The 23,874-nt window shown below is 68.6% G+C and carries 21 protein-coding genes; 8 read left to right on the forward strand and 13 right to left on the reverse strand.

The features are described from left to right. Nucleotides 1–159 precede the first annotated feature (159 nt). On the reverse strand, nucleotides 160–849 hold the full coding sequence (locus F9278_RS04835) for a TetR/AcrR family transcriptional regulator (protein WP_193241367.1): 690 nt from the start codon (nucleotides 847–849) through the stop codon (nucleotides 160–162). 449 nt (nucleotides 850–1,298) lie between these two features. On the opposite strand from F9278_RS04835, the gene F9278_RS04840 reads away from it, so the two are divergent. The 3 genes from F9278_RS04840 to F9278_RS04850 all read left to right on the forward strand — a co-directional run bounded on the left by F9278_RS04840 (nucleotide 1,299) and on the right by F9278_RS04850 (nucleotide 4,022). After that, nucleotides 1,299–2,759: an MFS transporter gene (locus tag F9278_RS04840; protein WP_152167154.1), complete on the forward strand. Its 1,461-nt coding sequence runs from the start codon at nucleotides 1,299–1,301 to the stop codon at nucleotides 2,757–2,759. Between the two features lie 226 nt (nucleotides 2,760–2,985). Further along, nucleotides 2,986–3,567 (forward strand): NADPH-dependent FMN reductase, encoded by a 582-nt coding sequence (locus F9278_RS04845; protein ID WP_152167155.1) that lies wholly within the window; start codon nucleotides 2,986–2,988, stop codon nucleotides 3,565–3,567. Next, a complete protein-coding gene (locus tag F9278_RS04850) occupies nucleotides 3,567–4,022 on the forward strand; it encodes an SsgA family sporulation/cell division regulator (protein ID WP_152167156.1) in 456 nt (151 codons plus the stop codon). Before F9278_RS04845 ends, F9278_RS04850 begins: the two co-directional genes overlap by 1 nt. Nucleotides 4,023–4,212: 190 nt before the next feature. Here the strand turns inward: F9278_RS04850 and F9278_RS48650 are convergent, their stop codons facing one another. The 12 genes from F9278_RS48650 to F9278_RS04910 all read right to left on the reverse strand — a co-directional run bounded on the left by F9278_RS48650 (nucleotide 4,213) and on the right by F9278_RS04910 (nucleotide 18,166). After that, on the reverse strand, nucleotides 4,213–4,605 hold the full coding sequence (locus F9278_RS48650) for a LysR substrate-binding domain-containing protein (protein WP_152167157.1): 393 nt from the start codon (nucleotides 4,603–4,605) through the stop codon (nucleotides 4,213–4,215). Nucleotides 4,606–4,710: 105 nt separating this feature from the next. After that, entirely contained in the window at nucleotides 4,711–5,151 is a 441-nt protein-coding gene (locus F9278_RS46860; protein ID WP_152167158.1) for a helix-turn-helix domain-containing protein, read from the reverse strand. Nucleotides 5,152–5,454: 303 nt separating this feature from the next. Further along, the gene (locus F9278_RS04865; RefSeq protein WP_152167159.1) at nucleotides 5,455–6,621 is read right to left on the reverse strand and encodes an XdhC family protein; all 1,167 of its coding nucleotides are present in this window, start codon (nucleotides 6,619–6,621) and stop codon (nucleotides 5,455–5,457) included. 54 nt (nucleotides 6,622–6,675) lie between these two features. Then, a complete protein-coding gene (locus F9278_RS04870; protein ID WP_152167160.1) occupies nucleotides 6,676–8,388 on the reverse strand; it encodes a CocE/NonD family hydrolase in 1,713 nt (570 codons plus the stop codon). Continuing rightward, nucleotides 8,385–9,161 carry a crotonase/enoyl-CoA hydratase family protein gene (locus F9278_RS04875; protein ID WP_152167161.1) on the reverse strand — a complete coding sequence of 259 codons (777 nt, stop codon included), beginning with the start codon at nucleotides 9,159–9,161 and terminating at the stop codon, nucleotides 8,385–8,387. Before F9278_RS04875 ends, F9278_RS04870 begins: the two co-directional genes overlap by 4 nt. A gap of 88 nt (nucleotides 9,162–9,249) precedes the next feature. Next, nucleotides 9,250–11,037 (reverse strand): acyl-CoA dehydrogenase C-terminal domain-containing protein, encoded by a 1,788-nt coding sequence (locus F9278_RS04880; protein WP_152167162.1) that lies wholly within the window; start codon nucleotides 11,035–11,037, stop codon nucleotides 9,250–9,252. A 44-nt stretch (nucleotides 11,038–11,081) separates the two neighbouring features. Beyond that, nucleotides 11,082–12,686 carry a class I adenylate-forming enzyme family protein gene (locus F9278_RS04885; RefSeq protein ID WP_152167163.1) on the reverse strand — a complete coding sequence of 535 codons (1,605 nt, stop codon included), beginning with the start codon at nucleotides 12,684–12,686 and terminating at the stop codon, nucleotides 11,082–11,084. Nucleotides 12,687–12,895: 209 nt separating this feature from the next. Beyond that, on the reverse strand, nucleotides 12,896–14,020 hold the full coding sequence (locus F9278_RS04890; RefSeq protein ID WP_152167164.1) for an alcohol dehydrogenase catalytic domain-containing protein: 1,125 nt from the start codon (nucleotides 14,018–14,020) through the stop codon (nucleotides 12,896–12,898). A gap of 108 nt (nucleotides 14,021–14,128) precedes the next feature. Then, on the reverse strand, nucleotides 14,129–14,491 hold the full coding sequence (locus F9278_RS04895; RefSeq protein WP_152167165.1) for a hypothetical protein: 363 nt from the start codon (nucleotides 14,489–14,491) through the stop codon (nucleotides 14,129–14,131). Then, complete coding sequence (locus F9278_RS04900) at nucleotides 14,488–15,351, reverse strand: DODA-type extradiol aromatic ring-opening family dioxygenase (protein ID WP_152167166.1); 864 nt, start codon at nucleotides 15,349–15,351, stop codon at nucleotides 14,488–14,490. The genes F9278_RS04895 and F9278_RS04900 overlap by 4 nt, the downstream gene beginning before the upstream one ends. A gap of 112 nt (nucleotides 15,352–15,463) precedes the next feature. Then, a complete protein-coding gene (locus tag F9278_RS04905) occupies nucleotides 15,464–16,480 on the reverse strand; it encodes a quinone oxidoreductase family protein (RefSeq protein ID WP_152167167.1) in 1,017 nt (338 codons plus the stop codon). Nucleotides 16,481–16,816: 336 nt separating this feature from the next. Continuing rightward, nucleotides 16,817–18,166: a PucR family transcriptional regulator gene (locus tag F9278_RS04910; protein WP_152167168.1), complete on the reverse strand. Its 1,350-nt coding sequence runs from the start codon at nucleotides 18,164–18,166 to the stop codon at nucleotides 16,817–16,819. A 346-nt stretch (nucleotides 18,167–18,512) separates the two neighbouring features. On the opposite strand from F9278_RS04910, the gene F9278_RS04915 reads away from it, so the two are divergent. From F9278_RS04915 to F9278_RS04935, 5 genes are read left to right on the forward strand one after another with little or no spacing between them, the layout of a single operon-like run. Then, entirely contained in the window at nucleotides 18,513–19,226 is a 714-nt protein-coding gene (locus tag F9278_RS04915) for a CoxG family protein (RefSeq protein WP_152167169.1), read from the forward strand. Continuing rightward, complete coding sequence (locus tag F9278_RS04920; protein WP_226966638.1) at nucleotides 19,223–20,074, forward strand: FAD binding domain-containing protein; 852 nt, start codon at nucleotides 19,223–19,225, stop codon at nucleotides 20,072–20,074. The genes F9278_RS04915 and F9278_RS04920 overlap by 4 nt, the downstream gene beginning before the upstream one ends. After that, a complete protein-coding gene (locus tag F9278_RS04925) occupies nucleotides 20,067–22,472 on the forward strand; it encodes a xanthine dehydrogenase family protein molybdopterin-binding subunit (protein WP_226966639.1) in 2,406 nt (801 codons plus the stop codon). Before F9278_RS04920 ends, F9278_RS04925 begins: the two co-directional genes overlap by 8 nt. Next, on the forward strand, nucleotides 22,469–22,927 hold the full coding sequence (locus F9278_RS04930; RefSeq protein WP_152167170.1) for a (2Fe-2S)-binding protein: 459 nt from the start codon (nucleotides 22,469–22,471) through the stop codon (nucleotides 22,925–22,927). Before F9278_RS04925 ends, F9278_RS04930 begins: the two co-directional genes overlap by 4 nt. After that, a complete protein-coding gene (locus F9278_RS04935) occupies nucleotides 22,924–23,700 on the forward strand; it encodes an alpha/beta fold hydrolase (protein WP_152167171.1) in 777 nt (258 codons plus the stop codon). The genes F9278_RS04930 and F9278_RS04935 overlap by 4 nt, the downstream gene beginning before the upstream one ends. Nucleotides 23,701–23,874: the final 174 nt, after the last annotated feature.

The raw sequence follows: 23,874 nt of genomic DNA on the forward strand, positions 1-23,874 counted from the left end.
CCAACCACGTCGGTCGCCGGTGGTCGTCACTGCTCGCGCATTCATCACCACGAGGCCATCAGAACCGGCGGCTCGCCGCCACCTACTCATCCGACCCAGCGGCTACCGACGGCGGTCCTCCAACGAAGTCGGCAAGTGGACCACCCACCGCATTGGGGTCTAGTTCTTGCCGTCCGGGACGCCGGGAGTGACCAGCAGTTGGTGATGGAGCAGCTCGGTGAGCCATTGCTGGTATGCCTCATCGGACCATCCGCGTCCGTTGGTGGCGCGGAAGTAGAGCTCCAGGCTGCTCAGCATCAACCCGCGGTCGACGGCCTGCTGTTGGGTCAGGCCCGGCGCGAGCATGTCGGCGGCGGCCAGCGCGTCGATGATGGGTTCCAGCCAGGCCTGCGCGTTGCGGTCGCCCTGTTCTCGTAGGTCCAGGACAGCAGGGTCGCCACCGGCGTTGAGTGCTGCGGCCAGCACGTCCCGGCCGGTGGCGAACAGGGTGCGGTGCCATGCCGCGTACCACTCCAGCTTGCGTCGGGGGTCAGGCTCGGCCTCGATACGTGCGCGCCAGTCTTCACCGTCGGCCTCGGTTTCGAGGCGGCTCACCAGCTCGCGCATGATTTCGCCTTTGCTGCTGAACACGGCGTACACGGTTGGTGTGGCCACCCCGGCATGCTCGGCGATGAGCGCCACAGTCGTACCGGCGAACCCTCGTGTGGCGAACAGCTCACGGGCCGCGGCGGCAATGCGCCCACGCGTGTCGGCCGCACGCTCGTCGCGCAGTGCAGATCTGTACCGGCGCCGTCGCGCCGAGCCCGAAGAACCTGCCTGCCCGTCTCGTCGACCTTGCACATCACTCACGGTTGACACACTAGCAGATATAGCACACTATATTGAAAGTAGCTCGATAAGATGGAGTAGGCGGTGATCGTGATGCGCTTCGTCGACGGCCTGTACGCCCGCCCGCACCATCCGCGGCTCCGCTGTCGGCCGGCAGCCACCCAGCGTGCGGACCTAGCCCACGCGCTGAAACGGCACCCGAAGTCACCGTCGCGGTTGTTGCGCGGACACAGTGGACGGTTACGGGTCGACCGCCGAACCTGACCCACGACCCCAGGACGTCAAACACGGCCGCCCAAGAGCGGCTCGGCACCATCACCGGCGGCAATCTCTACGCGCCACGCGACAGGCGCCAACTCGTCCGGCCAGCAAAACGGCAATTCCACCTCCCGAGGACCGGCCCGCTCGCCGCCTGTTGCACACAACCTGCATCGGCGATTCATACAGAATTAACAAAAAGGGGAATCCTAATGGCTTCCACATCCACCTTTCCCGCCAGTGAAAAAGGTAAAGCGAAGCACAGAAAAGCAAAGCCGGACTCCCCGAACCCTGTGGGAAAAACGGTCATCATCGCTGTCCTCGGCGTGTTCGTGACCTACCTGCCCATCAACGGCGTAAGCGGCGCTCTCACCACCATTGCCCAGGCCACCCACGCGAACACCACGGAATTGCAATGGGTGACCGATAGCTATGTGATTCCCATGGCGGCGGCAGTTCTGTCGGGCGGAGTTTTCGGCGACCTGTACGGGCGACGGCGCGTCTTCTCGATCGGATTGATACTCACGGCGATCGGTGCGGTCACCGCCGGGCTGGCGAGTCTGCTCGGCTCGGCCGCTGTTCCGACACTTTGGGCAGGTCAGGCAGTGTCGGGGCTGGGGGCAGGTTTGTTGCTGCCGACGACTCTCGCCTTGATTGCGCACGCAGTCCCCGATCCCCGTGCACGCGGGCGCTACATCAGTATTTGGGCGACCGGAATCGTGGGAGGTCTCGCTGCGGGGCCGTTGATTTGTGGCGCAATACTGGAATTCGCCGACTTGGGCTGGATATTTTTGCCCACTGGCCTTCTTGCGGTGACGGCAGGAGTATTCGCACATTTTACGCTGCCCGAGTCGAAGAATGCGGTGGGTCGGCAGCTGGACTGGCCCGGGCAGATCAGCGCGACGATCGGTATCGCGTCCATCATCTTTGGTGTCATTGAAGGCGGGGCGCAGGGGTGGGGGTCGCCTGTCGCCCAGGCAGGCTTTGCCGTGGGCGCCGTGTCCGTCGCAGCTTTCATCTTGTCCGAGTTGCGATCCCCAGCTCCGTTGATGGACCTGCGTCTCTTCCGCTCGACGGGTTTCAGCGTGGCAGCATTTTCGTCGCTCATCGCCCTGTTCGCCATCGTGGGAATCACGTTTCTGCTGAGCCTGTACCTGGGCAGTGGGCAGCCTCGCTCCGCACTGGAGATCGGACTGAGGCTGATCTTCGTTCCAGGAACAGCCGCGCTGGTCAGCCCCTTCGCGGGACGCCTCTTGGGCATGGTCGAGCCGGTCCACGTCCTGACTGCCGGTCTGGTGATCGGCGCGGTGGGAACACTGCTGCTCGCGAACATCGACACCTCAACGAGCTTCCCGGATCTTGCCTGGCGCCTGGCTGTGTTCGGCGTCTCCGTCGCACTGATGCTCACCTCGGGCACCGTGGTGTCGGTGAATTCGGCCCCCTGGCATCTGGCAGGTATGGCCTCCGCGGCCAGCACGGCGATGAGGCAGTTCGGTGGAGCGCTCGGTCCCGCCATCCTCGGTTCCATCTACGTGGGCCAACTGCACAACGGCGGTTCGGCAGCATCCGGGCTCAGGGCAGCGTTGCTGACGACCGGCGTGCTCTTGAGTACCGGCGTGGTGGGCTGCGTCGCTACGGTGCTCGTCTCTCGCCGCCGCTCGGCGGAGACCTAGTCGTGCAGGCCGACCATCACCGCAGGGTGTTGTCGTGCGGCCGCCACCGCCGCCCACAGCCTGGCGCCCTTCAGACCCACACACGTCTCGGGCCACATGGGCCGTCACTCCCACCGCACCACTGTTGCGCCTGGCAGGCCGCCGCCCGCGGCTCAACGCCTCGATCGGCGCCACCTTCAGACCTGATTCGGCACCCGGCCGACCAACCCATCAAGGAGAACACCGCATGACTGACCTGAAGATCGCCATCATCGTCGGCAGCACCCGTCCCGGCCGCAACGGCAAGGCCGTCGCCGACTGGGTGGTGTCCCGCGCAGCGGCCCGCACCGGCGCCGACTACGAGCCGGTCGATCTTGCCGACTACCCCCTGCCTCACCTGGACGAGGCCATCCCGCCGTCCATGGGCCAGTACGAGGACGAACACACCAAGGCATGGGCGGCGAAGATCACCGAGTTCGACGGATACGTCTTCGTCACCCCCGAGTACAACCACTCCACCTCCGGCGTGCTGAAGAACGCGATCGACTACCTGTACCGAGAGTGGAACAACAAGGCTGCCGCCTTCGTCTCCTACGGCTCCCTCGGCGGCGCACGGGCCAAAGAGCACCTGCGGGCCGTTGCCAGTGAACTGCAACTGGCCCACGTACGCCAGCAGCTGTCCTTCTCGCTGTTCACCGACTTCGAGGACTTCTCCGTCTTCAAGCCCGGCGAGCAGCACAGCGCCGCCGCCACCGTCTTGTTCGACCAGCTCGAGTCCTGGGCCCTCGCCCTCAAGACCGTCAGGGTCAGAGACCGCGTGGTGATGTGATGGAGAACCTGGATGATCTCACTTCGGTGGTGTGCAGGATACTCGTCCACCTCCTTGTCGAAGATGGGGTGGACCAGCCCGTGATCGTTGATCTGCGATACAGCAGCGCCGATCCGTATGCTGTGGTCATGACATTCCACCCGTCCCCTGACGCGAGGGTGCGATGGGTCATCGGTCGCGATCTCCTCCTGGGCGGACGGAATCGCCTCGTCGGCGTCGGTGACGTCCAGATCTGGCCGTCACAGCATGCCTCTCTGGGCAAGGTATGCATCGGCCTACGCCCGCGCGGGAACAAGGAAGCGGTTGTCGTAGTGGCCTCGGGGCGATCCCTTGACGCCTTCCTGCGGAGAACTCTGGCGGTGGTGCCGGTCGGCACCGAGGAACGTCATCTGGATATGGACGGAACCGTCCAGCAACTTCTCAGCGGCCCTGACAAGCCGGACATGACCCGATGAAGGAACGGCTCGTGGTCTCCGTCGGCGACCACGTCACGGAAGGCTCGGCGGCATCGCGCTACCCCCGACGATCCGCGATGCCTTCGCCGAGCGGGCGGTGCGGCTGCGGCCGGACGAGTGGGAAGGCGCCGATCAGCAGGTCGATGAACGCCTGGGCCGTCCGCGAACGGGCGGCCCTCGGTGTCCGTGATCAGCGAGACCTCCCACCACGCCTCCGGGCGCACGGCCGGAGGGCGACGGGGCGTGAGCCCGCGGCCATCGAGACGCTCAGAACGCGAAGCCGCTTTTGTCCTTGACCAGTTCGAGCACCGTGGGGATACCGGGGTCTTCCACAGCGATCACCGACGCACCACGGCTGCCAGGAACAGCCGGTCCGCGCTGAACGGGGTCCCCCATCCGGAGGAAATCCCACGAAACTCTCGCCGCCGAGTTCAGCGAGCAGGACGACCCGGCGCCGGGTCAGCGGGTGGTCGTCCGGGCAGGCCGGCAAGATCGGCTCGGAGGTTATTGGGTGTGCCTTCAGGCCGGGCAGATAGTCGCCGGGCAGGGCGGCGAAGGCCAGATCGAGCGTGCCGTCGAGCACACGGCGGCCAGTTCGACCACTCCGCCCATAACAGCGCTTGGGATGATCTGCACCTGCGGGTGTTCCTGGCGGTAACGAGTCAGCACGGCGGCAAGTCGATCAACGTCAGCGAGTGCGTCTGCCGAGCGGCACGGTGCCGCCCAGTCCGCCGTGCGCAGCAGCGACGGCGTCTCGGGCGGCATCCACCGCGCTCAGCGCGCTACGCGCCTCCGCCAGCAGCACCCGCCCCGCATCGATGAGTTCGACGCGGTGGGTGGTGCGATCGAACAGCCGGCCGCCCAACTCCCGTTCCAGCGACCGAATGGAGACGGACAACGCCGACTGGACAAGGTGGAGGCAAGCCGCAGCACGGCTCGTTGCGGGCCTGCCAGGACTGCTGGTGGCCAGGATCTTCAATGGGGGCCTCGGTGGGCCTGACGACCGCGACGGCCACCGCGTACCTCGGTGAGCTGCATCGGCGGCATCGGTGTCGGTCCGCTGGCCGCAAGGCCGCTGGCCCTGTGACCGCGTGCACGGTGATGCTGGTTTTCGAGGTTGTCGTGGCACCCGCCGTGGTGGCCTGGCTGGTCACCATGCTCCCCTTGGCCGGACCGTCGGCCCTGGTCAGCGGCGTACTGATCACCCTGCGGCAGCGGACTCGCCCCCAGGGTGGCACACCCGACACCCTGTACGTCGGCCTCGCACCGCGCAGTGTCCTGCTCGCCTTGACGGCGGTCGATCTACCTCCGGATGGGCATCGTCGCCCTGCTCTCCGGTTTTCCTGACGCCGCGGCAGCTGTCGCTCATGTCGGCGTCTTCTGATGGCGGTCTCGGCCGGCCGCCGTACGTCCCGAGGCCGGGTAAGAGGCTTCAGCCCAAGGCCGCACGGCTCCGTGCGGCGGTTGCGCCGAGCGGCTTGGCCGGGCCGTCGTGGTGGATCGGGATGTGCGCGCCGGTCAGCGGCGCGCCGGTGCCGCCGCGCCGGGCGGCGACGACTTCGGCGGCGATGGACAGTGCGGTCTCCTCCGCGGTCCGCCCCCCGAGATCGAGGCCTATGGGAGAGCGCAGGCGTGCCAACTCCCCCACGGTGACTCCGGCATCGCGCAGACGCCGTTGGCGATCTTCGTGGGTGCGGCGGGAGCCCAGGGCCCCGATGTACGCGACCGGTAGCCGCAGTGCCAGCCGCAGGAGCGGGATGTCGAACTTGGCATCGTGGGTGAGCACACACAGCACGGTGCGTCCGTCCATGGCGGTCGCTGCGAGATAGCGGTGCGGCCAGTCGACGACCACCTCGTCCGCGTCCGGGAACCGTGCTCTGGTGGCGAACACGGGGCGGGCGTCGCACACGGTCACGTGGTAACCGAGGAACTTGCCGAGCCGCACCAGCGCCGAGGCGAAGTCGATCGCGCCGAACACGATCATGCGCGGTGCCGGAACGGTCGACTCGACCAGCAGAGTGAGCGGCCGTCCGCAGTACGAGCCGTCGGCCCCGACGGTGACCGTCCCGGTGCGCCCCGCGTCCAAGAGCGCTCGGGCCTCAGCGGCGGCCGTGCGGTCCAGTCCGGGGTGGGCGCCGAAGCCACCCTCGTACGAGCCGTCGGGGCGTACGAGAAGAGCGTGCCCCATCACCTCGGTCGGCCCGTCCGTGATCCGAGCCAGTGCCACGGCATCCCCCGCCTCGGCGGCGGCAAGCACCGTGGCGTACACGTTCCGTCCGGGAGTGTCCGAGCGGACCGGCGTGACGAGGATGTCGATGACTCCGCCGCAGGTCAGGCCCACGGCGAAGGCGTCGTCGTCGCTGTAGCCGAAGCGTGCCGACGTCGTCTCGCCGTCAGCCAGGGCCTGTTCGCACAACTCGTACACGGCCCCCTCCACGCAGCCGCCGGAGACCGACCCGATCGCCGTACCGTGGGCGTCGACGGCGAGCGCGGCGCCGGGTGGACGAGGCGTGCTGCCGCTCACCGCCACGACGGTGGCCACGGCGACGTCGCGTCCTTGCGCGATCCATGGGTGCAGGGCTTGGGCAATGTCCAGCATGTCGTTCTCCAACCGGTTCCGGTCGAGCCGCGGATACGTCGCCGGTGGCGGGGTTCACAGAACGGGAAGCACCACGGCTGAAGGCCATTCGGGGCTCGAGTGGAGCGTGACGCGTCCGCCGAAGATCTCCGCCGGACGGTCCCGCGGATCGTCGTGCGACATGAAGACCACGGGTTTCTGACCCTCCGCCCGCTCGAAGTCCCGGCCGGCGATGGTCAGTTGCAGGCGGCTGCCTGCCGGGAGCCGCAGGCTGGTCGGCCAGAGCGAGACGGTCACCTCGTAGACCTCTCCAGGCACAAGGGGCTGTCGCTCGTCGTGGGTATGGAGAGGTTCCAGTTCGGTCGAGCGGTCGGGATCGAGCTTGCGCTGGGAGACCCGCAACCAGCCTTGCGTCAGCGGCGCGGCCGGGTCGACCGCGGCCAGGAACGTCACCTCCTCGCCATCGGGAGCGAACGCCTGGACCGTGATGAACAAGTCGGTGTCGGGGGTTTCACACGACAGCCAGAGCCGCGACGCGAGGGGCCCGGCGAGGGTCAGCTCCTCCTCCAGGGGGGCCGTCGAGAGGATCACAGCGTCCTCGAACGGCGAGTAGGAGGCCTGGGTGGGCCGCTCTGGTGCCGTCGGCGACAGCATGTTCTCGGCGAAGTCCAGGTGCAGGGACCGCAGGGTCGTGGAGGGCAGCGGCCAGTCCGAGCCTTCGACGATGTCGGCCCCGCCGTCGACGGTCCGGACCGCGACACTCACCCGCGACAGGTCGAAGTCGTTGTCGATCCCTTTCAGATGGCGGTCGAAGAAGGCCCGGAAGAGAGCGACCCGTTCGGGGGTGAAGAACGTGAAGAAGTAGGAGCCGTCTTCCACCAGAAGCCACTTCTCAGGTGAGGACAGCCCCTTCCAGCCGTTGATCGTCCCGCGTGACTGGAGCCCGAGCCCGCCCCAGTTCGCGACCACCAGCGCGGGCAGGTCGATCGCCGCGAGATCGGCGGTCCGGGCCTGGTGCCACTCGTCGAGCAACGGATGGGCGAGAATCTCGCCGGGGTAGTCGACCCGGTTGCGGACCAGTTCCTCCTCGCTCAGCGGCGGACCGGTGTTGACCTCGCCGGTGTACATGTCGGGCAACGTGCAGGCGGGGTTGCCGTGCTGGTTGTTCTTCCCTTCGCGTTCCCACCAGTGGGTGGTGAAGCCGCTGGAGTAGATGCCGTCGTTGTGGGTGCGGTCGCGGTAGAAGTCGTAGGTCCCCTGGCAGGGGATGATCGCCTTCAAACAGGGTGCTTTGCGCGCCGCGACCCGCCAGTTCGCCGCGGTGATGTAACCCAGCCCGACCAGTCCCACCGATCCGCTGCTCCACGGCTGCTCGCCGGCCCAGGCGATCGCGTCGCAGCAGTCGTCGATCTGCGCCGGCGAGTTCGGCTCCATGAAGCCTGCCGACTTGCCCGTGCCCCGCACGTCCATCTGCACCACGGCGTAGCCGTGACAGACCCACACCTCGGGATCTATGCACTCCCAGATCATGTGCTGCCCGGACGAGGCCTCGAGAACCTCCGGGTAGTGATCGAGCAGCACCTGCCAGACGGACGGGAACAGATTCCGGACGTGCACGTCCTTGCCGTACGGCGTCGCCGACACGATCACCGGGCAACGGCCGCCGTCGGCGGGCCGGTAGACGTTCGCCCGCAGCACGGCACCGTCGCTCATGGGGATGGCGACGTCGCGCTCGACCAGCATCTCCGGCCCACCGCTCGTTCCCGCTGCCGTTCCCGGCGCGCTCATGCCCCGAACCTGGCGTCGCGCTTGTTGATCAGGAACTCGTCGATCCCCTGCTTCGCGTCCGCCCGCGTCAGGGACAGCGCCTGGGCGATGCTCTCGGTGAACAGGCCGGCCTCGCTGGGCATCTCGCTGATCTGGCTGATCGCGTTGACGATCATGTAGTTGGCGATGGGGGCGTTCTCGCTGACCTGCTCGGCCAGTTCCAGGGCCTTGGCGAGGGACTCGCCCTCGGGCACGAGGTAGTGACTCAGGCCCAGCCGCTGCCCCTCCTCGGCGTCGACCTTGCGGCCGGTGAGCATCAGCTCGGTCATCCGGTCGGGTCCGAGGAGCCGCGAGACGTGGACGGTCCCGCCGCCGCCGAGAAAGAATCCGCGCCTGCCCTCGGGCAGGCGGAAGAACGTCGTGGTGTCGGCGACGCGGATCTGCGTCGCCGACGCCATCTCGAAGCCGCCGCCGATGACCGCGCCCTGGAGGGCACTGATCACGGGACGCCCGCAGTACCGGATCGACTTGACGATCTCGTGGCTGGCCCGCGAGAAGAGACTGCTCTCGAACGGCTCCGACTCCCGGTGCTCGGCCAGGTCGAGCCCGGCGCAGAAGTGCTTGCCCTCACCCGTGAACACGACCGCCCGCACCGCGTCCGGGAGTTCGCTGAACGTATCCTTCAGGGAGTAGTACAGCTTCTGGGACAGGGCGTTGCGCTTCTCCGGCCGGTTCAGGGTGACGATGGCGATGGAGCCCTTGATCTCTGTGCGGACGAGCGGTTGTTCAGTCATGACGTTCCTCTGTGATGTGCCGCCGCTGGTCGCGGACGGCGATCGTTGGGGGTGCGGGAGTGAGGGTCGGCCCGGCTGCGCCGCCGACTCAGAACTCATGCTCGGGGATGGCCATGACGGCGCTCCCGCCGGCCCGGATCCGGATGGCGAGCGTCTCGATCTCGGGCAGCAGGTAGGAGCAGTAGAAGCGTGCGGTCCGCAGCTTGTTCTGGAGGAACGTCGGGTCCGCCGGGGCCCCCTGCAGACCCTTGTCCGCAGTGCCGGCCATCTTCGCCCACATGAACCCGAGGGAGAGGTACCCCACCATGTGCAGGTAGTCCAGCGACACCGCCGCCATGCCTTCCGGGTCCCTCTTCCAGCGGGGGAGTTCCTCCTGTGTGAGCCGCACGACCGAGTCCAGGGCCTGTCGCAGCTCGTCGGTGATGCCGGGCAGACCGGTCCCGTCGAGCAGGTCGAGCGTCTGCCGGATCGAGTCGAAGTACCGGCTCAGGGTCTGGGCGTCGTCGCCCACCACTTTGCGGCCGATGAAGTCCATCGCCTGGATGCCGCTGGTTCCCTCCCCCAGCCGCAGCATCCGCACATCTCGCAGGTACTGCTCGGCACCGTTGTCCTGTATGAAGCCGTGTCCGCCGAAACACTGCAGCGCGATGTCGGTGCACTCGGATGCCTTGTCGGACAAGAACGCCTTGACCACGGGCGTGAGCAGCGAGACCAGTGCCTCGTGGGCCTCCTCCTCCAGTGGGTCGGGGTGAACCGCGGCGAGGTCCAGGTTCAGGCTCACCCAGAAACAGAAGGCCCGCCCGCCTTCGACCAGGGCACGCATCGTCATCAGCATCCGGCGTACGTCGGGGTGCACGATGATCGGATCGGCGGGCAGCTCGGGATGCTTGGGGCCGGTCACCGAGCGTCCCGCCAGGCGCTCGCGGGTGTAGTTCAGCGCGTTGCGGTAGGCCGCGTCCGATACGCCCACGGCACAGGCTCCGGTCGCCAGCCGCATGTGGTTCATGATGATGAACATGTTCGCCATGCCGCGGTTCGGGGCTCCGACGAGATAGCCGGTCGCACCGTCGAAGTTCGTCACGCAGGTCGGGCTGGCGTGGACGCCGAGCTTCTTCTCCAGCGAGCTGACGGAGAACCCGTTACGCTCACCGAGTTCGCCGTCGGGCCCCACGAGGTACTTCGGGACGAGGAACAGGCTGATCCCCCTGATCCCTTCCGGTGCGTTGGGCAGCCGCGCGAGGACGAGGTGGACGATGTTCTCGGTCAGGTCGTGATCGCCCCAGCTGTTGAACATCTTCGTGCCGGTGATCCGGAAGCTGCCGTCGGCGTTCAGCTCCGCCCGGGTCCGCAACAGACCCAGCGCCGTTCCGCAGTGGGGTTCCGTCAGCGACATCGCCGTCATCCACTCACCGGTGACGATCTTCGGCAGGTACCGGGCCTTGAGTTCGTCGGAGGCACGCCGGCTGATCACCTCGTACGCGCCCGGTGAGGTGAGTGGGGCCATGGCGAAGGAGAAATTGGCGCCGGCGAGTACCTCCTCGATGATGGTGTAGAGGAAGCCCGGCATGCCGTCGCCACCATCCTCGGTGCGACAGGTCAGCGAAGGCCAGCCGCCGTCGACGTAGCCACGATAGGCGTCGACGAAGCCGGGCGCGCACACGACACCGTCCGGGCCCAGTGTTGCGCCCACGCGGTCGCCTTCGGCGTTCCACGGTGCGATCTCCTTGGCTGCGAAATCGCCGAAAAGATCGATCGTGGACGAGACGAGGTCTTCGTCGACGTTCTCGAAACCGGAGAACTCCGTCAGGTGTCCCACGGCGAGGACATCGTTGAGGACGAACTTCAGATCGTCCAGGGGAGGTTGGTAATCAGGCATGACAGTCCTTTCCAGCTTCCTCCGACTCGGTTGCGGACAACCGTTCAGCCGGACTCGGTCACGGCTTCCCGAGCCGGTTCTCCCGCTTCGCGGAGCCGCCGGCGGTTCAGCTTGTTGGTCGCCGTCCTCGGCAACGACGACACGAAGTGGAACTTGCGCGGGCGTTGGTAGCCCGACAGTGGCGACGTGGCCATGAAGTCCTCCAGGGCCTTCGCCGTCAACGACGGGTCACCGGTCACCACGAAGGCGTGGACCTGCTGGCCCCACTCCGGATGCGGCAGACCGACGACTGCCGCCTCAGTCACGGACGGATGGCCCAGCAGCACCTCTTCGACCGCGTTGGGCATGATGTTGATGCCGCCCGAGATGATCATGTCGTCGCTGCGGCCCTCAAGGAACAGGAAACCGTCCTCGTCGAGTCGGCCCAGATCGCCGGAACGCCACCAGCGGCGGCCGTCCTCGTCCACGTGGAACAGCTTCGCTGTCAACGCCTCGTCGCCCCAGACGCCCTCGCCCACACTCGGCGAGGTCGCCATCACCTCGCCCACCTCGCCGACCGGCATCAGGTCATGGGCGCTGCCGCCCTCCCGGACGATGCGCACCTCGGTGTTGAGACACGGGCGTCCGACACTGTTGAGGCGTTCACCCCGCATGTCCTTGGCGACGTTGACGCTGACCATGCCGAACATCTCGGTGGAGCCATAGGCCTGGACGATGTTCGGCGACACCGTGTCCCGGATCCGCCGCAGTGTGGTGCTGTCCATCGGCTCCGCGGCGAACTGGGCCTGGACGACGCTGGCGTAGGTGTCCGCGTTCGAGTCCAGCGTCAGCAGCTTGCGCCACATGGTCGGGGTGAGGGACACGTGCGTGATCCGCTCACGCCGGATGGCGGCCAGGTATTCCGGCAGGTCGAACTTCTCCAGGAACACACAGCACGCGCCCGCGTTGAGGAACGGCACCCACGTCGCATAGCACCCCGTGAAGGCGGTGCTGTAGGGCACGATCACCCGTTGTCCCGGACGCAGGCCGGCGTAGATCCCCAGGGCGGTGCGTGCCGCGTCCACCGCACCCCGATGGCTGTGCAGGACCCCCTTGGGCAGCGACGTCGTCCCCGAGGACAGGATGATCACAGCGGGGTCGTCCTCGGCCGGTACCGGCAGGTCGTGAGCCGGCGCGAACCCTGCCAGGTCCCGCGGGACTTCCCGCCCCGACACCAGTGCCTCGGCGGAACCCGTGGCGCCGGATCGCAGCGGGATCCCCCTGAGCGGACCGGCGCACACCTCGCCCATCGCGGTCAGGGTCGGCGTGAGCGACGCGTCGTGCAGCACGAGGCCGATGTCGAACTTGTCGCACAGCCGCGCCAGGAGTTGCGCCGCCTCACGGGTATGGAAGACCACCGGAATCGCACCTGACCGCACCACCGCCAGCCACGCCACCAGGTGCACCGTCGAAGGCAGGGTCAGCAACCCCACGCGCATGCCGGGCACGACACCTTCGGCGCGCAGCAACGACACCATGCGGCGCGACGCCTCGTCCAGCTCACCGAACGTCAACCGCGAGACGCTGTCCGCCGCGGCCTCGGAGTCGCGAAACACGCGCGCCACCCGATCGAACGCCGCACACACCGTCAACGGACTACCCGTCGACATAACTGCTCCTTTCGTACCCAGTCCGAACTGGGCGCCGGCCCGCAATCCGTCGCGGGCCGGCGGTTTCAGTGGATCCGGTCACTCCCGCGCGCCGGCCCGTCACCAACCGCCTGATCGCCGCGCCGCTCACTCCTCAGCCCTACGGGAGAGGTCGCCAGCCCTCCGGGAGAGGTCGTTCCGCTCGTCGTCCATCGCTGCGCACACGGTTCTCACGCGGCCGCGGTGCCGCTCTCCCCGGGCAGGACCACCACGTTGACGAAGCCCCCCGGCCGCGACCCGACGAACTCGAAAGCCTCGTTGACCTCGGACAGGGCGAAGCTGCGGTGCTCCATGTACGACAGGTCGATCACGCCGGCGGCGATCATGGCGATCATCCGGTCGATCTCCGCCGCGTTGAACCAGTTGGATCCCTTGGCGTGGACGTCCTGCATCAGCACCTCCATGTAGGTCTGCGTGACGTCACCCACGGCACCGCCCGCGACCAGGGCCGCACCTCCACCGTCCTTGACCGCCCGCAGGAGCGCGCTGGTGCCACCGGCGTCGCCGCCCATGCCCAGGCAGTCGTACATCGCGTCGACGCCGATGCCGCCGGTGCGCTCCTTCGCCCAGGCCACGAGGTCGACTCCGTCCTCGGACGAGATCGTCTCGACGCGGCCGGGGGCCATCTGCCGCACCCGCTCCAGCAGTTCGCGGTTGCGCCCGACGCCCAGGATCTTCGTCGCGCCCATGCCGAGGGCGATCGCCACCGCGGCGACACCCAGCGTTCCCGTCACCCCGTTGATCAACAGGCTCTTGCCGGGGCCGAGGCCGGCCTTGAGGAGAGCGGCGAACGAGGTTCCGACGTATCCGAACCGCGAGGCCGTCAGCAGATCGATCGACTCCGGCAGGCGGGCGACCTTCGCCGCCGGGGACAGCACGTACTCCGACAGGCCGCCCAGCGGGTACTGGTTGATCAGCTGCCCACCGTGTTCCGTCGGCGCCATGTAACCGCGCAGGCAGCCGTATGGGCAGAGGTCGGTCCGCCCGCGCCGGCACTGGTGGCATGTGTTGCAGGTCAGCCACGGGTCGACGTAGACCCGCTCCCCCACCTCGAGATCGATGACGTGCTCACCCACCGCCTCGACCGTCCCCGCCACGTCGAGCCCGAACACCGCGGGAAAGTCCTGCATCACGAACGGGGTGTAGCCATTGATGACGTTGAACGAGTTGGGCACGAGCGAGCAGGCCGCGACCTTGACCAGGACGTCGTTCGGGCCTGGAACCGGCTTGTCGGCCAAGCCGACCTCAAGCGGTTTGCCCGGGGCGACGAGACGGGCGACATTGATCTTTGGCATGGTCTGAACCTCACTGTTCGGGACCCCCTCACCCCTGGGCAGACGCAGCAGTGTGAAGAGAAAGCAGCAGTGTGAAAAGAAGAGGGAAGGCCTGTTGCACCTTGCGGGTCAGGTGGAGATGTCGGGATGGGGCAGCGTGACGTGCGCCAGGCGGCGCGCGTACTCCCTGTGAAATCCCAGTGGTTCGTCGAAGTCGTGCTCGAAAAGCGCGATGAACAGCGTCACGGTGAGGAAGGGGTGGGCACCCAGGTGGAAAAGAGTGACGTAGTCGTGCGTGCTGAGCGCCTCCCGCTCGACGTCGTCGAAGGCGAGCCAGGTGCTGCGCTCGTCGTCGCGGGCGCCCAGGATCCGGTTGGCCTCGTGCTCCTCCCACCACGCGACGGTTCCGCGCGGGTCCTCGTGGTACCGCTCCGTCAGCTCGCTGTCCCGGTCAATGGTGAAGAGGAACTTGTTGACGAGATATCTGCTCACTGCGGGGCCCCTTCCGGGTACCACGTGAAGTAGGCCTCCATCGTGTGGTAGAGGTCGAGGGTGTCGACGTAGTCCGCCTTCGCGTTCTCCCCGGCGACACCCATCATGAGCATGAAGTCCATGAATCCGTGCGTGGCGTTGCCCGGCAGGTGCAGGCTGTCGAGCGTCACCTCTGAGAGGCATCCGTCGAAGTCGCCCGACGCGATCCAGTTGACGGCCTTGCGGTCGAACTCCGGGTCCGGTCCGTGCTCGCCGAACTGGCGGGGCCCGCCGAGTTCGAGCGACAGGTGGCCGGTCCCGATCACGGCCACCCGCAGGTTCTCCGGCCACGAGTCGATGATCTCCCGGATCGTCTCGCCCAGCCTGATGAACCGCTCCGGCCTGGGCAGCGGCGGCGCGAAGATGTTCGTGTAGATCGGTACGATCGGCAGATCCGCTTCTGGCCTCAGGGTGATGATCGGGCAGGTGATCGAGTGGTCGATCCGCAGCTCGTTGCTGAACGCGAGGTCGTAGCCCGCGTCGATCCCCTTCCGGAGGATGTGGGCCGACAGTTCCTCATGGCCCTGGAACTTCATGCGCGGAAGCCCGAACTCCCGTTCCTCGTTCCACCAGTTGGCGTCGTAGACGGGGGCTTTGCCGACGAGGAACTGGGGCATGTTGTCCAGCCACAGCTGGTGGAAGTGGTCCGCGCCGACCATGACGAGCACGTCGGGGCGGGCCGAGGTCAGCGTCGCGCGGAACCGTTCGATTTTCGCGACCCACTCGTCGGCGAACGGCGGGCGGTCGGCTCCGGTGGCCGTGCTGGCCCGGTAGTAGAACGGATGGTGCGTTGAGGCGATCACTGCGCACACAGTCGCCATCGGAGTCTCCTCTAGGTGGGCATGATCAGGAGCAGGTCACAGTCCGTCCGGACCGGCTGGGTCGAGCGGCCACGGACCGCCCCGGTAGGTGGTTGCAAATGCGGCTGCACCGCTACGGACCGAACGTCACGACCTGCCGCGCGGACGCGGTACCGGTCTTCTGTGCGGACCAGGCCTCCGGCAGCCGGTCGAGCGGGACCCGCTCGAAGGCGACCTCCAGGCGGCCGGCCGCCGCGAGCTCGCCGATCTCGTCGAGCGCGGCCAGCAGCTGCTCGCGGGACAGGTCGTTGTTGGAGTAGCCGAGGATCTGCCGGGCACCTCCGCGTACGACGGACGAGGCGAAGACCGCCTGGTCACCGGCCGTGGCGCCGAGATTCACCAGACGCCCCCGCGGCCGCAGACACAGCATGGCGGCCGCTGCCGGTTCCCCCCACAGCCCGTCGAGCACGAGGTCGAACGGGTCGCTCGAAAGCTCGTTGATCCGGGCCGCCAGCTCGGCGGGGCTCTCGTCGTCCCGCATCTGCACGCAGTCGGCACCCAGGGACCGGGCCGCAGCCATGCTCCGGTCGGAGCGGCAGAGCGCCACGACGCGTTTCACGCCGCGTGCCCGGGCGAGCTGGATCGCGGACTGCCCGACCACACCGCCGCCGCCCAGCACCAGGACCGACTCACCGGCGACCAGTCCACCCGTCCAGGTCATCGCCATCAGAGCGGCGACCGCGGACAGGCCCAGGGCCGCGAGCAACCCGGGGTCGACGTCGTTGACCACCGGGAACACGTCCTCGTCCGGCACGGCCACCACTTCGCTGAGGGCGCCGTCGCCCGGCGCCATGCCGGCCCAGGTGCGGAACCAGACCAGGCCGCCCGCGTCCCCGGCCGGGCCGACGACCGCACCGACGCCCTGCACGCCCGGAACGTACGGCAGCGCGGGCGCGCCGAGGTACGCCCGACCGGAGGCGCAGAGCAGATCCAGTCGGCTGATCGGCGCCGCGAGCGTGCGGATCAGCGTGTGTCCCGGCGGGGTCGGTGGCAGGGCCCGGGACCGGACCACCGGCGCGGTCCTGTACTCCTCCAGGACACCGGCGCGGACCGTGATGCCGGGTGCCGCGCCCGGGCTGGTCACTCCCATACCAGCCCCCCGACGGACAGGCCGGAAGGGCTCGTCAGGTCGAGGCGGAGCATGCGTCCCGGCATGAACACCCCGCACTGTTGATCCAACATAGCGGACATCGGCTCCACTCCCCAGGTCATTGAGGCGTCATTCTGTCCGCGCCAACTAAAAACCGTGGACCAGGTCGAACGGAAGGTTCCGTCCATCCCCCGATGTGTGCTGCGACTGAGCCGACGGCGCACGGTCCGGTGCCGAGTGGTCCGATTGCCCAGTTCCTACGATGCCGACTGGGCGATCAGCGCAATGACAGAGCCGACCGGGCGACGCAGGGCCCGACACGCGCTCCGGAGGCGGTCAGCCCTGGCACAGGATCTCGTCGCCGAAGACGTCGGCGAGCACGAGCGCGGCGTGCAGGTCGAAGATGTCGCCGGCGAAGTCGCGCCCCAGGCACTCTGCGGCCTTGTGCACGCGGGCCGATACGGTGTTCCGCGCGATGTGCAGCCGCCGCGCCGTCTCGTTCGGGCTCGAGTGCGCGTCGAAGTAGGTCTTCAGGGTGTGCCGAAGCTCGGCCGCCTGCCGGTCCCGCCCGAGCAGCCCGTCGAGTCGGCCGGCCACGAAGGCGCGTGCGCGCGGGAAGTCGGCTGCCATGAGCAGCACGACCTCCAAGTCCCGGTAGCGCCACAGAGCGGGTGGGCTGCTCACCCGCGCGCGCAGGTCACGGACCTCGCACGCCTGCCGGAGGGTCGTCCGGAAACCGGCGACCCCGGCCCCGCGTCCTCCGACGGAGACCACGACCCCGCCCGGCAGGGACACCGCCGGGTCGACGGCTTCGAGCCCTCTGCCGACACCGCCCAGCCACACCCAGACCTCGTCTTCCGCCGGATGCACGAGGCGCTGGAGGGACTGCGACGCCCTCGCTATCCGGTAGCCGAGCCTCCGCAGGTCCTCGGCGCCGACCGTAGAGCTACCGCTGCCGTCATGGGAGAGCACAACGGCCTGGTGAACCTGCTGGAGCGAGTACTGCAGCACGCCCTCGAACTCGTCGATCAGGCCGCCGCGCGGGGCGAGACTTCCCTCGTCCCGCGAGAGGAGGTCCTGTACGGCTCGTACGCGTGCGGCCGCCGGGCTGGCCGTGAAGCGGGCGTGCTCCTGGCTGTAGATCTCCGAAGCCGTCCTGGCGAACCGGTCCCAGTGCTGGAAAAGCCGTGCGGACACGGAGCGGAGGGAGGCCCCCCGGCGCTCAAGGGGAGCCAGTTGCTCACAGGCGGCCAGGAACACCTCGGACATGCAGGCGTGCCCGAGCCGGAGGCCGTTGACCAGTTCCTCCAGGGTGATCTCACCGTTCGCGCACTGGGTGATGTTGCGCTTCGCGTCGTCGGTGATCGCGGGAACGGCGCCGGCCCCGCTCATCTCCAGCAGGGCGCTGAGCGTGATCGACTCCGTGGCCGGGGGCAGGGTGGGGTCGTTGCCGAGGGGCGGGATGCCCTCCGAGAGCCGTGCGGCGACCTCGGCGCCGACCTGCGCGGCCCAGGCGACAGCACCCGGTCCGAGGCGGCGGAGCACGGTGTCGACCAGTTCCGGGTCGGCCACGGGTTCCGGAACGGGCATTGCGGGGTCGGGACGGAGTTGCTCCAACCAGTCCTCACGCACCGCCGGAGATCCGACGCGCGGAGATCCGACGCGCATGCCCGGGTCAGCAGCCATGTCCCACACCACCAGGTCGCATGTGCCCGCCCGCCCCGCGGTGGGAGCAGTGCCATGTGCGGGTGCGCTCCGCTCGGGCCGCGCCGTCGGAGCAAGGCGGTGCGAGGTCGAACCGTGCACCTTGCCGGGGTCTCGGCACCGAGGTCCTGACCCCAGGAGGTCGGGGGATCTTTCCGCGCACCTTCTGCCTTGTCAAGGGTAGCCGCAGGCCTGGTCGGCGGCTAGGCGGGAGGCCGGCCGCGGTGGAGCCGCAGCCCAGCGCCCGGACCCGTGCACCTTGACGTCGCAGAGGCACCCTTCTAACGTCCTCTATGCAAAACATACGATCCTCTATGGCGGTCATTCGATGAAACTAGCGTCCTCGTTCACGATTCCAGCCGCAGCCGACAAGGTTGTGACCCTGTTCCTCGACCCGACCACGATGAGTTCCTGCATTCCGGGGTGCGAGGAACTGGTCCAGACCGACGAAACCCACTACAAGGGCAGCCTCGTCAACGAGGTCGCCCACGTGCGGTTCAAGGCAGGCTTCACAGCGGAGATCACCTCCCTGACGATGTCCGAGAACTCAGCGCAGCCGGCGGTGGTGAAGGCCGTCCTGCGCGGTGAGGACCGCCGTCTGGGCAGCACCATCCGGATGGATGCGACGCTCACCGTGACCCCGCAGGGTGCCACCGGTGACACATCCGAGGTGAGCTACGAGTTCGAGCTCGGTATCCGGGGCAAGCTGGGCCGACTCGGCGAGTCAGTGATCCGCCGCCGCACCGCGGAGGTGGAGAAGCACTTCGCCGAGGCCCTCACCGCCATCTGCACCGGCCGCCCGGTGCCGCAGAGCGGGAAGGGCGAGGGGGACAAGAAGCTCCGCGCAGTCCCGGCCACCCAGCCGGTCGACTCAGGCGGCCTGACGACGGCCCCGGTGCCGCAGCCGGCCGGCGCAGCCCGGTTCGCCGTGGCTCCGGTCGAGGAGCAGCCGCGCCAGAACTGGCTCGTGCTCGGCCTCGCCGTCGCCGCGTCGTTCGCCTACGGCATCCTGGTCGGCGGGCGCAAGGGCGGCCGCAGGTGACCGCCGTCCGCGTCCACCGCCCGGAGTCCCTCGAAGAGGCGACCTCCCTGCTCGGCGAGCTGGACGACGTGATGGTCTACGGCGGTGGCACCGCCATCCAGATCCTGCGCAAGCAGGGCCTGCTCTTCACGGAGGACTTCGTCGACATCGGGCGGGTTCCCGGTCTGCGCGACCTCACCGCCACCGCCGACGGCCTCACCGTCGGAGCACTGGTGCCCCTGCGCCGGGTGGAGACCGATCCGCAGGTGCGGCGGCTCGCTCCGCTCGCTGCCGAGACCTACGGGCAGGCCGCCCATCCCCGGGTCCGCAACACTGCGAGCTCGGGTGGCAATATCGCCCACGGCGACTACCGGCTCGACCCGCCGACCGCGCTGGTCGTCCTCGACGCCACCGTCCACCTCGCCTCCGCCGCGGGCACGCGTGAGGTGTCGATCCGTGAGTTCTTCACCGACTTCCAGGAGACCGCCGTCGAGCACGGCGAACTGATCACGGCCATCACCGTGCCGCGCCAGCCCGAGGGCGCGCGGGGAAGCTTCGCCAAGATGCGCAGCCTCAGCGAGCACGACTGGCCCTGCGCCTCCGCAGCGGTCCTCGCGGTCCCCGACGGTGACTTCGTCGAGATCCGGATCGGACTGGGGGCCGTAGCCCCCACGACCGTCTACCTGGCCTACGACCTCACGCCGGACATGGACGAGCAGCAGGCCGTCGAAGCCGCCATCGACATCGCGAACTCCGCGATGGACCCGATCGCCGACATCCGGGGCAGCGCGTCGTACAAGGCGCACCTGGGCCGGGTCGCCGTCGAGGAGGCCGTCCGTCGCAGCCTGAAGGAGCTCCCCCGTGACTAAGAACCTCCACACCACACCGCGCGCCAAGACCCCGCCCGTCGAGGTGGAGCCCGCTGCCGACGAGCCCGATCCCCGCTACGGCGTCGGCGAGCGCCGCAAGCGGTTCGACGCACTCGGCCGGGTGCGCGGCACCATCCGCTACACCGGTGACGAAGGCATCGCGCCCGGCACCGTGTTCGTCGGCGTCCATCGCAGCACGATGCCCCACGCCCGGATCGTGGCCGTGCACACCGAGGCGGCCCTCGAGATCGACGGTGTACTGGAGGTGGTCACCGGCAGCGACCTGTACAAGGTGCTCGGTGACCGCATCTACACGGGCCCCGCCTTCGCCGACCAGCCGTGCCTCGCGGTCGACAAGACCCGCTTCGTCGGCGAGGCGGTCGCGGCGGTGCTCGCCACCGACCTCGCGACCGCCCGCTCCGCCGTCGACGAGATATCCGTCGAGTACGAGGAGCTGCCACCCGTATACGACGTCGAGGACGCGCTGCGCGGCGACTCGTTCGTCCACGAAGAGCTGCGCCCGAGCTCGGTGTTCGCCGACCTCGCCCACCTGCACGGCGTGCGGGGCACGAACGTCGCCTACGAGTACCGGCAGGTGCTCGGCGACTCGGCCGCCGAGCACGCGCGGGCCGCGACGACCGTCTCCGCGACGACCTGGGCGCCGCCCACCCATCACGTGCCCATCGAGTTGCCGTCGACGACGGCGTGGGTCGACAGCGGCCGGCTGGAGTTGCTCTCCACCACCCAGACACCGTCGTACGTCCGGCAGACGGTTTCGGATCTGCTGGACCTGCCACTGTCCCGCGTGAGGATCATGACACGGCCGCTGGGCGGCAGCTTCGGGTGCAAGATGTACGACCGTCTGGAGCCGCTGGCCGCAGCCCTGGCCTGGACCACGGGCCGCCGGGTCCGGATCGACGCGACCCGTGAGGAAGCGTTCCTGCTGACCACTCGGCACGGTGCCGAGGTGATCGGCTCGATGTCCGCGGACGCCGACGGCAACATCGTGGCCGTGAGCTCCGACGTGCGGTACGACACCGGTGCCTTCGCCGACGTCGGACCGCGGATCGCCGCCAAGTCGGGCCTGGTCGCGCCCGGGCCCTATCGGATCGCGAGCGTCGACGTGCGGTCACGCTGCATCTACACGAACAAGGTCTCGGCCGGCCCGTTCCGCGGCTTCGGCGTCCCCCAGGTCACGTGGTCGCACGAGACCCTCGTCGACGAGCTCGCCCGCGAACTCGGGGAGGACCCCTACCTCTACCGCCGGCGCCATCTCCTGCGCGAGGGCGACATCGCCACCGTCGGTACGAAGATGCACAGCGCCGACTTCCTCACCTGCATCGACGAGGTCACCAAGGCGATCGGGTGGGACAAGCCCACACCGCAGGGCGACGGCCGGTGGGTGCACGGGAAGGGCGTCGCCGTGGGCATGAAGGCGGTCCTCACGCCGACCATCGCCAACGCCACGCTCAACCTCAACCAGGACGGCTCCGCGACACTGCTGATCAGCACGGTCGACATGGGCCAGGGCAGCGACACGATCATGTCGCAGATCGCCGGCGAGGTCCTCTGCCTCGACAGCCGCCGCATCCACGTCGTCCGTGCCGACACCGACGCGACCCCCTACGACACGATCACCGCGGGAAGCCGCTCGACCTACCACACGGGCAACGCCGTGCGGCTCGTCGCCGAGGCGATGCGGACCAAGCTGCTGGGCTTCGCGGCCGAGCAGTGGGGCGTGCCCGCGAGGGAGCTCGTGCTCGACGCACGGGGCGTGACCCACAAGAAGAGCGACAAGCTCGTCACACTGCCCGAACTGGTGCGTGCCAAGTTCGGCGCCCGCGGGGCGACGGTCACCACCTCGGAGAACTTCACCAGCTGGTGGGTGCCCTACGACCACGACACCGGCCTGTCGGAGAAGGTGACCGAGCACTGGTTCGCCGGTGCCGCGGCCGTCCGGATCGCGGTCGACACCTACACCGGGCGGATCCGCACCCAGCACCTCGCGATCGCGGGCGACGTCGGCCGGGCCATCAACCCGACGCTGGTCGAGCAGCAGCTGACCGGCGCGGCGGTGATGGGCATCGGACACACGTTGTTCGACGAGCTGGTCTTCGACCAGGGTCAGATCACCAACGCGACGCTCCTGGACTACCAGTTGCCCTCGATCAAGGACGTGCCCGAGAAGATGACCCCGATCATCGTCGAGAGCGCGCACCGCGAGGGGCCGTTCGGCGCCAAGGGCGTCGGTGAGACCACCATCCTGCCGATCGCCCCGGCCTACGCCGGCGCGGTCCGCGACGCCTGCGGCGTCCGCATCACGACCCTGCCCCTCACGCCGGAGCGGGTGCTGCACCACCTCGCGGCCTCTGAGAACGCCCGGAAGGCGAAGCGATGAACGAGATCACTCTGCGGGTCAACGGCACACCGCACAAGGTCGCAGTCGACGACACCACGGTGCTGCTCGACGCGCTGCGCCAGCGGATCGGCATCACCAGCACACGCGAGGGGTGCGGTGTCGGCGCCTGCGGTGCCTGCACCGTCCTCGCCGACGGCACGAGCGTGTCCTCCTGCCTGGCCTCGGCCGTGCGGTACGACGGTGTCCCGCTGACCACCGCCGACGGGCTCGCGGAGGACGACCCCGTGGTCTCGTCCTTCGTCGACAGCGACGCGATGCAGTGCGGGTACTGCATCCCCGGTTTCGTGCTCATGACCAAGGAGCTGCTGGCGGAGAACCCGACGCCGAGCGATGAGGAGATCGCCGATCACCTCGAGGGCAACATCTGCCGCTGCGCCACCTACCCGGAGATCATCAAGGCCGTGCGGCTCGCGGCGGACAGGACCGCACCGTGATCCTGGAACGCCCCTGGGGCTCCATGCACTACCTCGACGAAGGATCCGGTCCGCTCGTCGTCCTGCTCCACCCCCTCGCCGAGGCCGGTGAGTTGTGGCGCCGATGGATCGACGAACTGACGCCGCGTTTCCGGGTCGTCGCACCGGACGCCCGCGGGCACGGCGACTCCGTGTGGGACGGCACCGAGTTCTCGGTCCCTGATCTCGCCGCCGACGTCGCGGCCCTCGTCGACCACCTCGGCGCCGGGCCGGCCCGGGTCGCAGCGCTCTCCATGGGCGGTTGCACGGCGGTGGCCCTCGCGGTGCGCCATCCCCACCTCGTGCACAGCCTGGTGCTGGCCGACACGACCGCCGACTACGGCCCGGGCAAGGAGACTGCCTGGGGCGAGCGGGCGGCAAAGGCCATCACGGTCCCACGCGAGCAGCAACTCGCCTTCCAGGTCGACCGCTGGTTCTCACCACGCTTCCTCAAGCAGGACCCGGCCGAGGTCGAACGTATCTCCCGGATCTTCACCCGGACCGACTCCCCGGCGCACGCCGCGGCCTGCCGGGCCCTGCGCGCCTACGACGACTCCGCACGGCTCGGGGAGATCACGGCCCCCACCCTGGTGCTCGTCGGTGAGGACGACTACGCCACCCCGCCGGTTATGGCCGAGGCCCTGCACGCCGGCATCGCCGGATCGCGACTCCAGGTGCTTCCCGAGGTCCGGCACCTCAGCCTCGTGGAGAGCCCGCAGGCCCGGGCACTGGCCAGCGAGCACCTCGCCCCGTGAACGTGACCGTCCCCGCCACGGATGCCGGGACGACAGGCGTGGCTCATCGCCGCCGCGATCGCCGGAAACGAGGTCACGGCGGCGATTCGCTCCGCCGAACGGGGACTGTCAGCCCCCAACACCTCGACGACGAGGCGCGCACCAGTACCAGTCACACCACTCATCAACAAGGAG

Source organism: Streptomyces phaeolivaceus (assembly GCF_009184865.1).
GTDB lineage: Bacteria > Actinomycetota > Actinomycetes > Streptomycetales > Streptomycetaceae > Streptomyces > Streptomyces phaeolivaceus.

Bases quoted from the DNA above. Each gene is read 5' to 3' on its own strand.
- F9278_RS04840 (WP_152167154.1), top strand. From the start codon at position 1,299: ATGGCTTCCACATCCACCTTTCCCGCCAGTGAAAAAGGTAAAGCGAAG.
- F9278_RS04845 (WP_152167155.1), top strand. From the start codon at position 2,986: ATGACTGACCTGAAGATCGCCATCATCGTCGGCAGCACCCGTCCCGGC.
- F9278_RS04850 (WP_152167156.1), top strand. From the start codon at position 3,567: ATGGAGAACCTGGATGATCTCACTTCGGTGGTGTGCAGGATACTCGTC.
- F9278_RS04865 (WP_152167159.1), bottom strand. From the start codon at position 6,621: ATGCTGGACATTGCCCAAGCCCTGCACCCATGGATCGCGCAAGGACGC.
- F9278_RS04870 (WP_152167160.1), bottom strand. From the start codon at position 8,388: ATGAGCGCGCCGGGAACGGCAGCGGGAACGAGCGGTGGGCCGGAGATG.
- F9278_RS04875 (WP_152167161.1), bottom strand. From the start codon at position 9,161: ATGACTGAACAACCGCTCGTCCGCACAGAGATCAAGGGCTCCATCGCC.
- F9278_RS04880 (WP_152167162.1), bottom strand. From the start codon at position 11,037: ATGCCTGATTACCAACCTCCCCTGGACGATCTGAAGTTCGTCCTCAAC.
- F9278_RS04885 (WP_152167163.1), bottom strand. From the start codon at position 12,686: ATGTCGACGGGTAGTCCGTTGACGGTGTGTGCGGCGTTCGATCGGGTG.
- F9278_RS04890 (WP_152167164.1), bottom strand. From the start codon at position 14,020: ATGCCAAAGATCAATGTCGCCCGTCTCGTCGCCCCGGGCAAACCGCTT.
- F9278_RS04900 (WP_152167166.1), bottom strand. From the start codon at position 15,351: ATGGCGACTGTGTGCGCAGTGATCGCCTCAACGCACCATCCGTTCTAC.
- F9278_RS04905 (WP_152167167.1), bottom strand. From the start codon at position 16,480: ATGGGAGTGACCAGCCCGGGCGCGGCACCCGGCATCACGGTCCGCGCC.
- F9278_RS04910 (WP_152167168.1), bottom strand. From the start codon at position 18,166: ATGGCTGCTGACCCGGGCATGCGCGTCGGATCTCCGCGCGTCGGATCT.
- F9278_RS04915 (WP_152167169.1), top strand. From the start codon at position 18,513: ATGAAACTAGCGTCCTCGTTCACGATTCCAGCCGCAGCCGACAAGGTT.
- F9278_RS04930 (WP_152167170.1), top strand. From the start codon at position 22,469: ATGAACGAGATCACTCTGCGGGTCAACGGCACACCGCACAAGGTCGCA.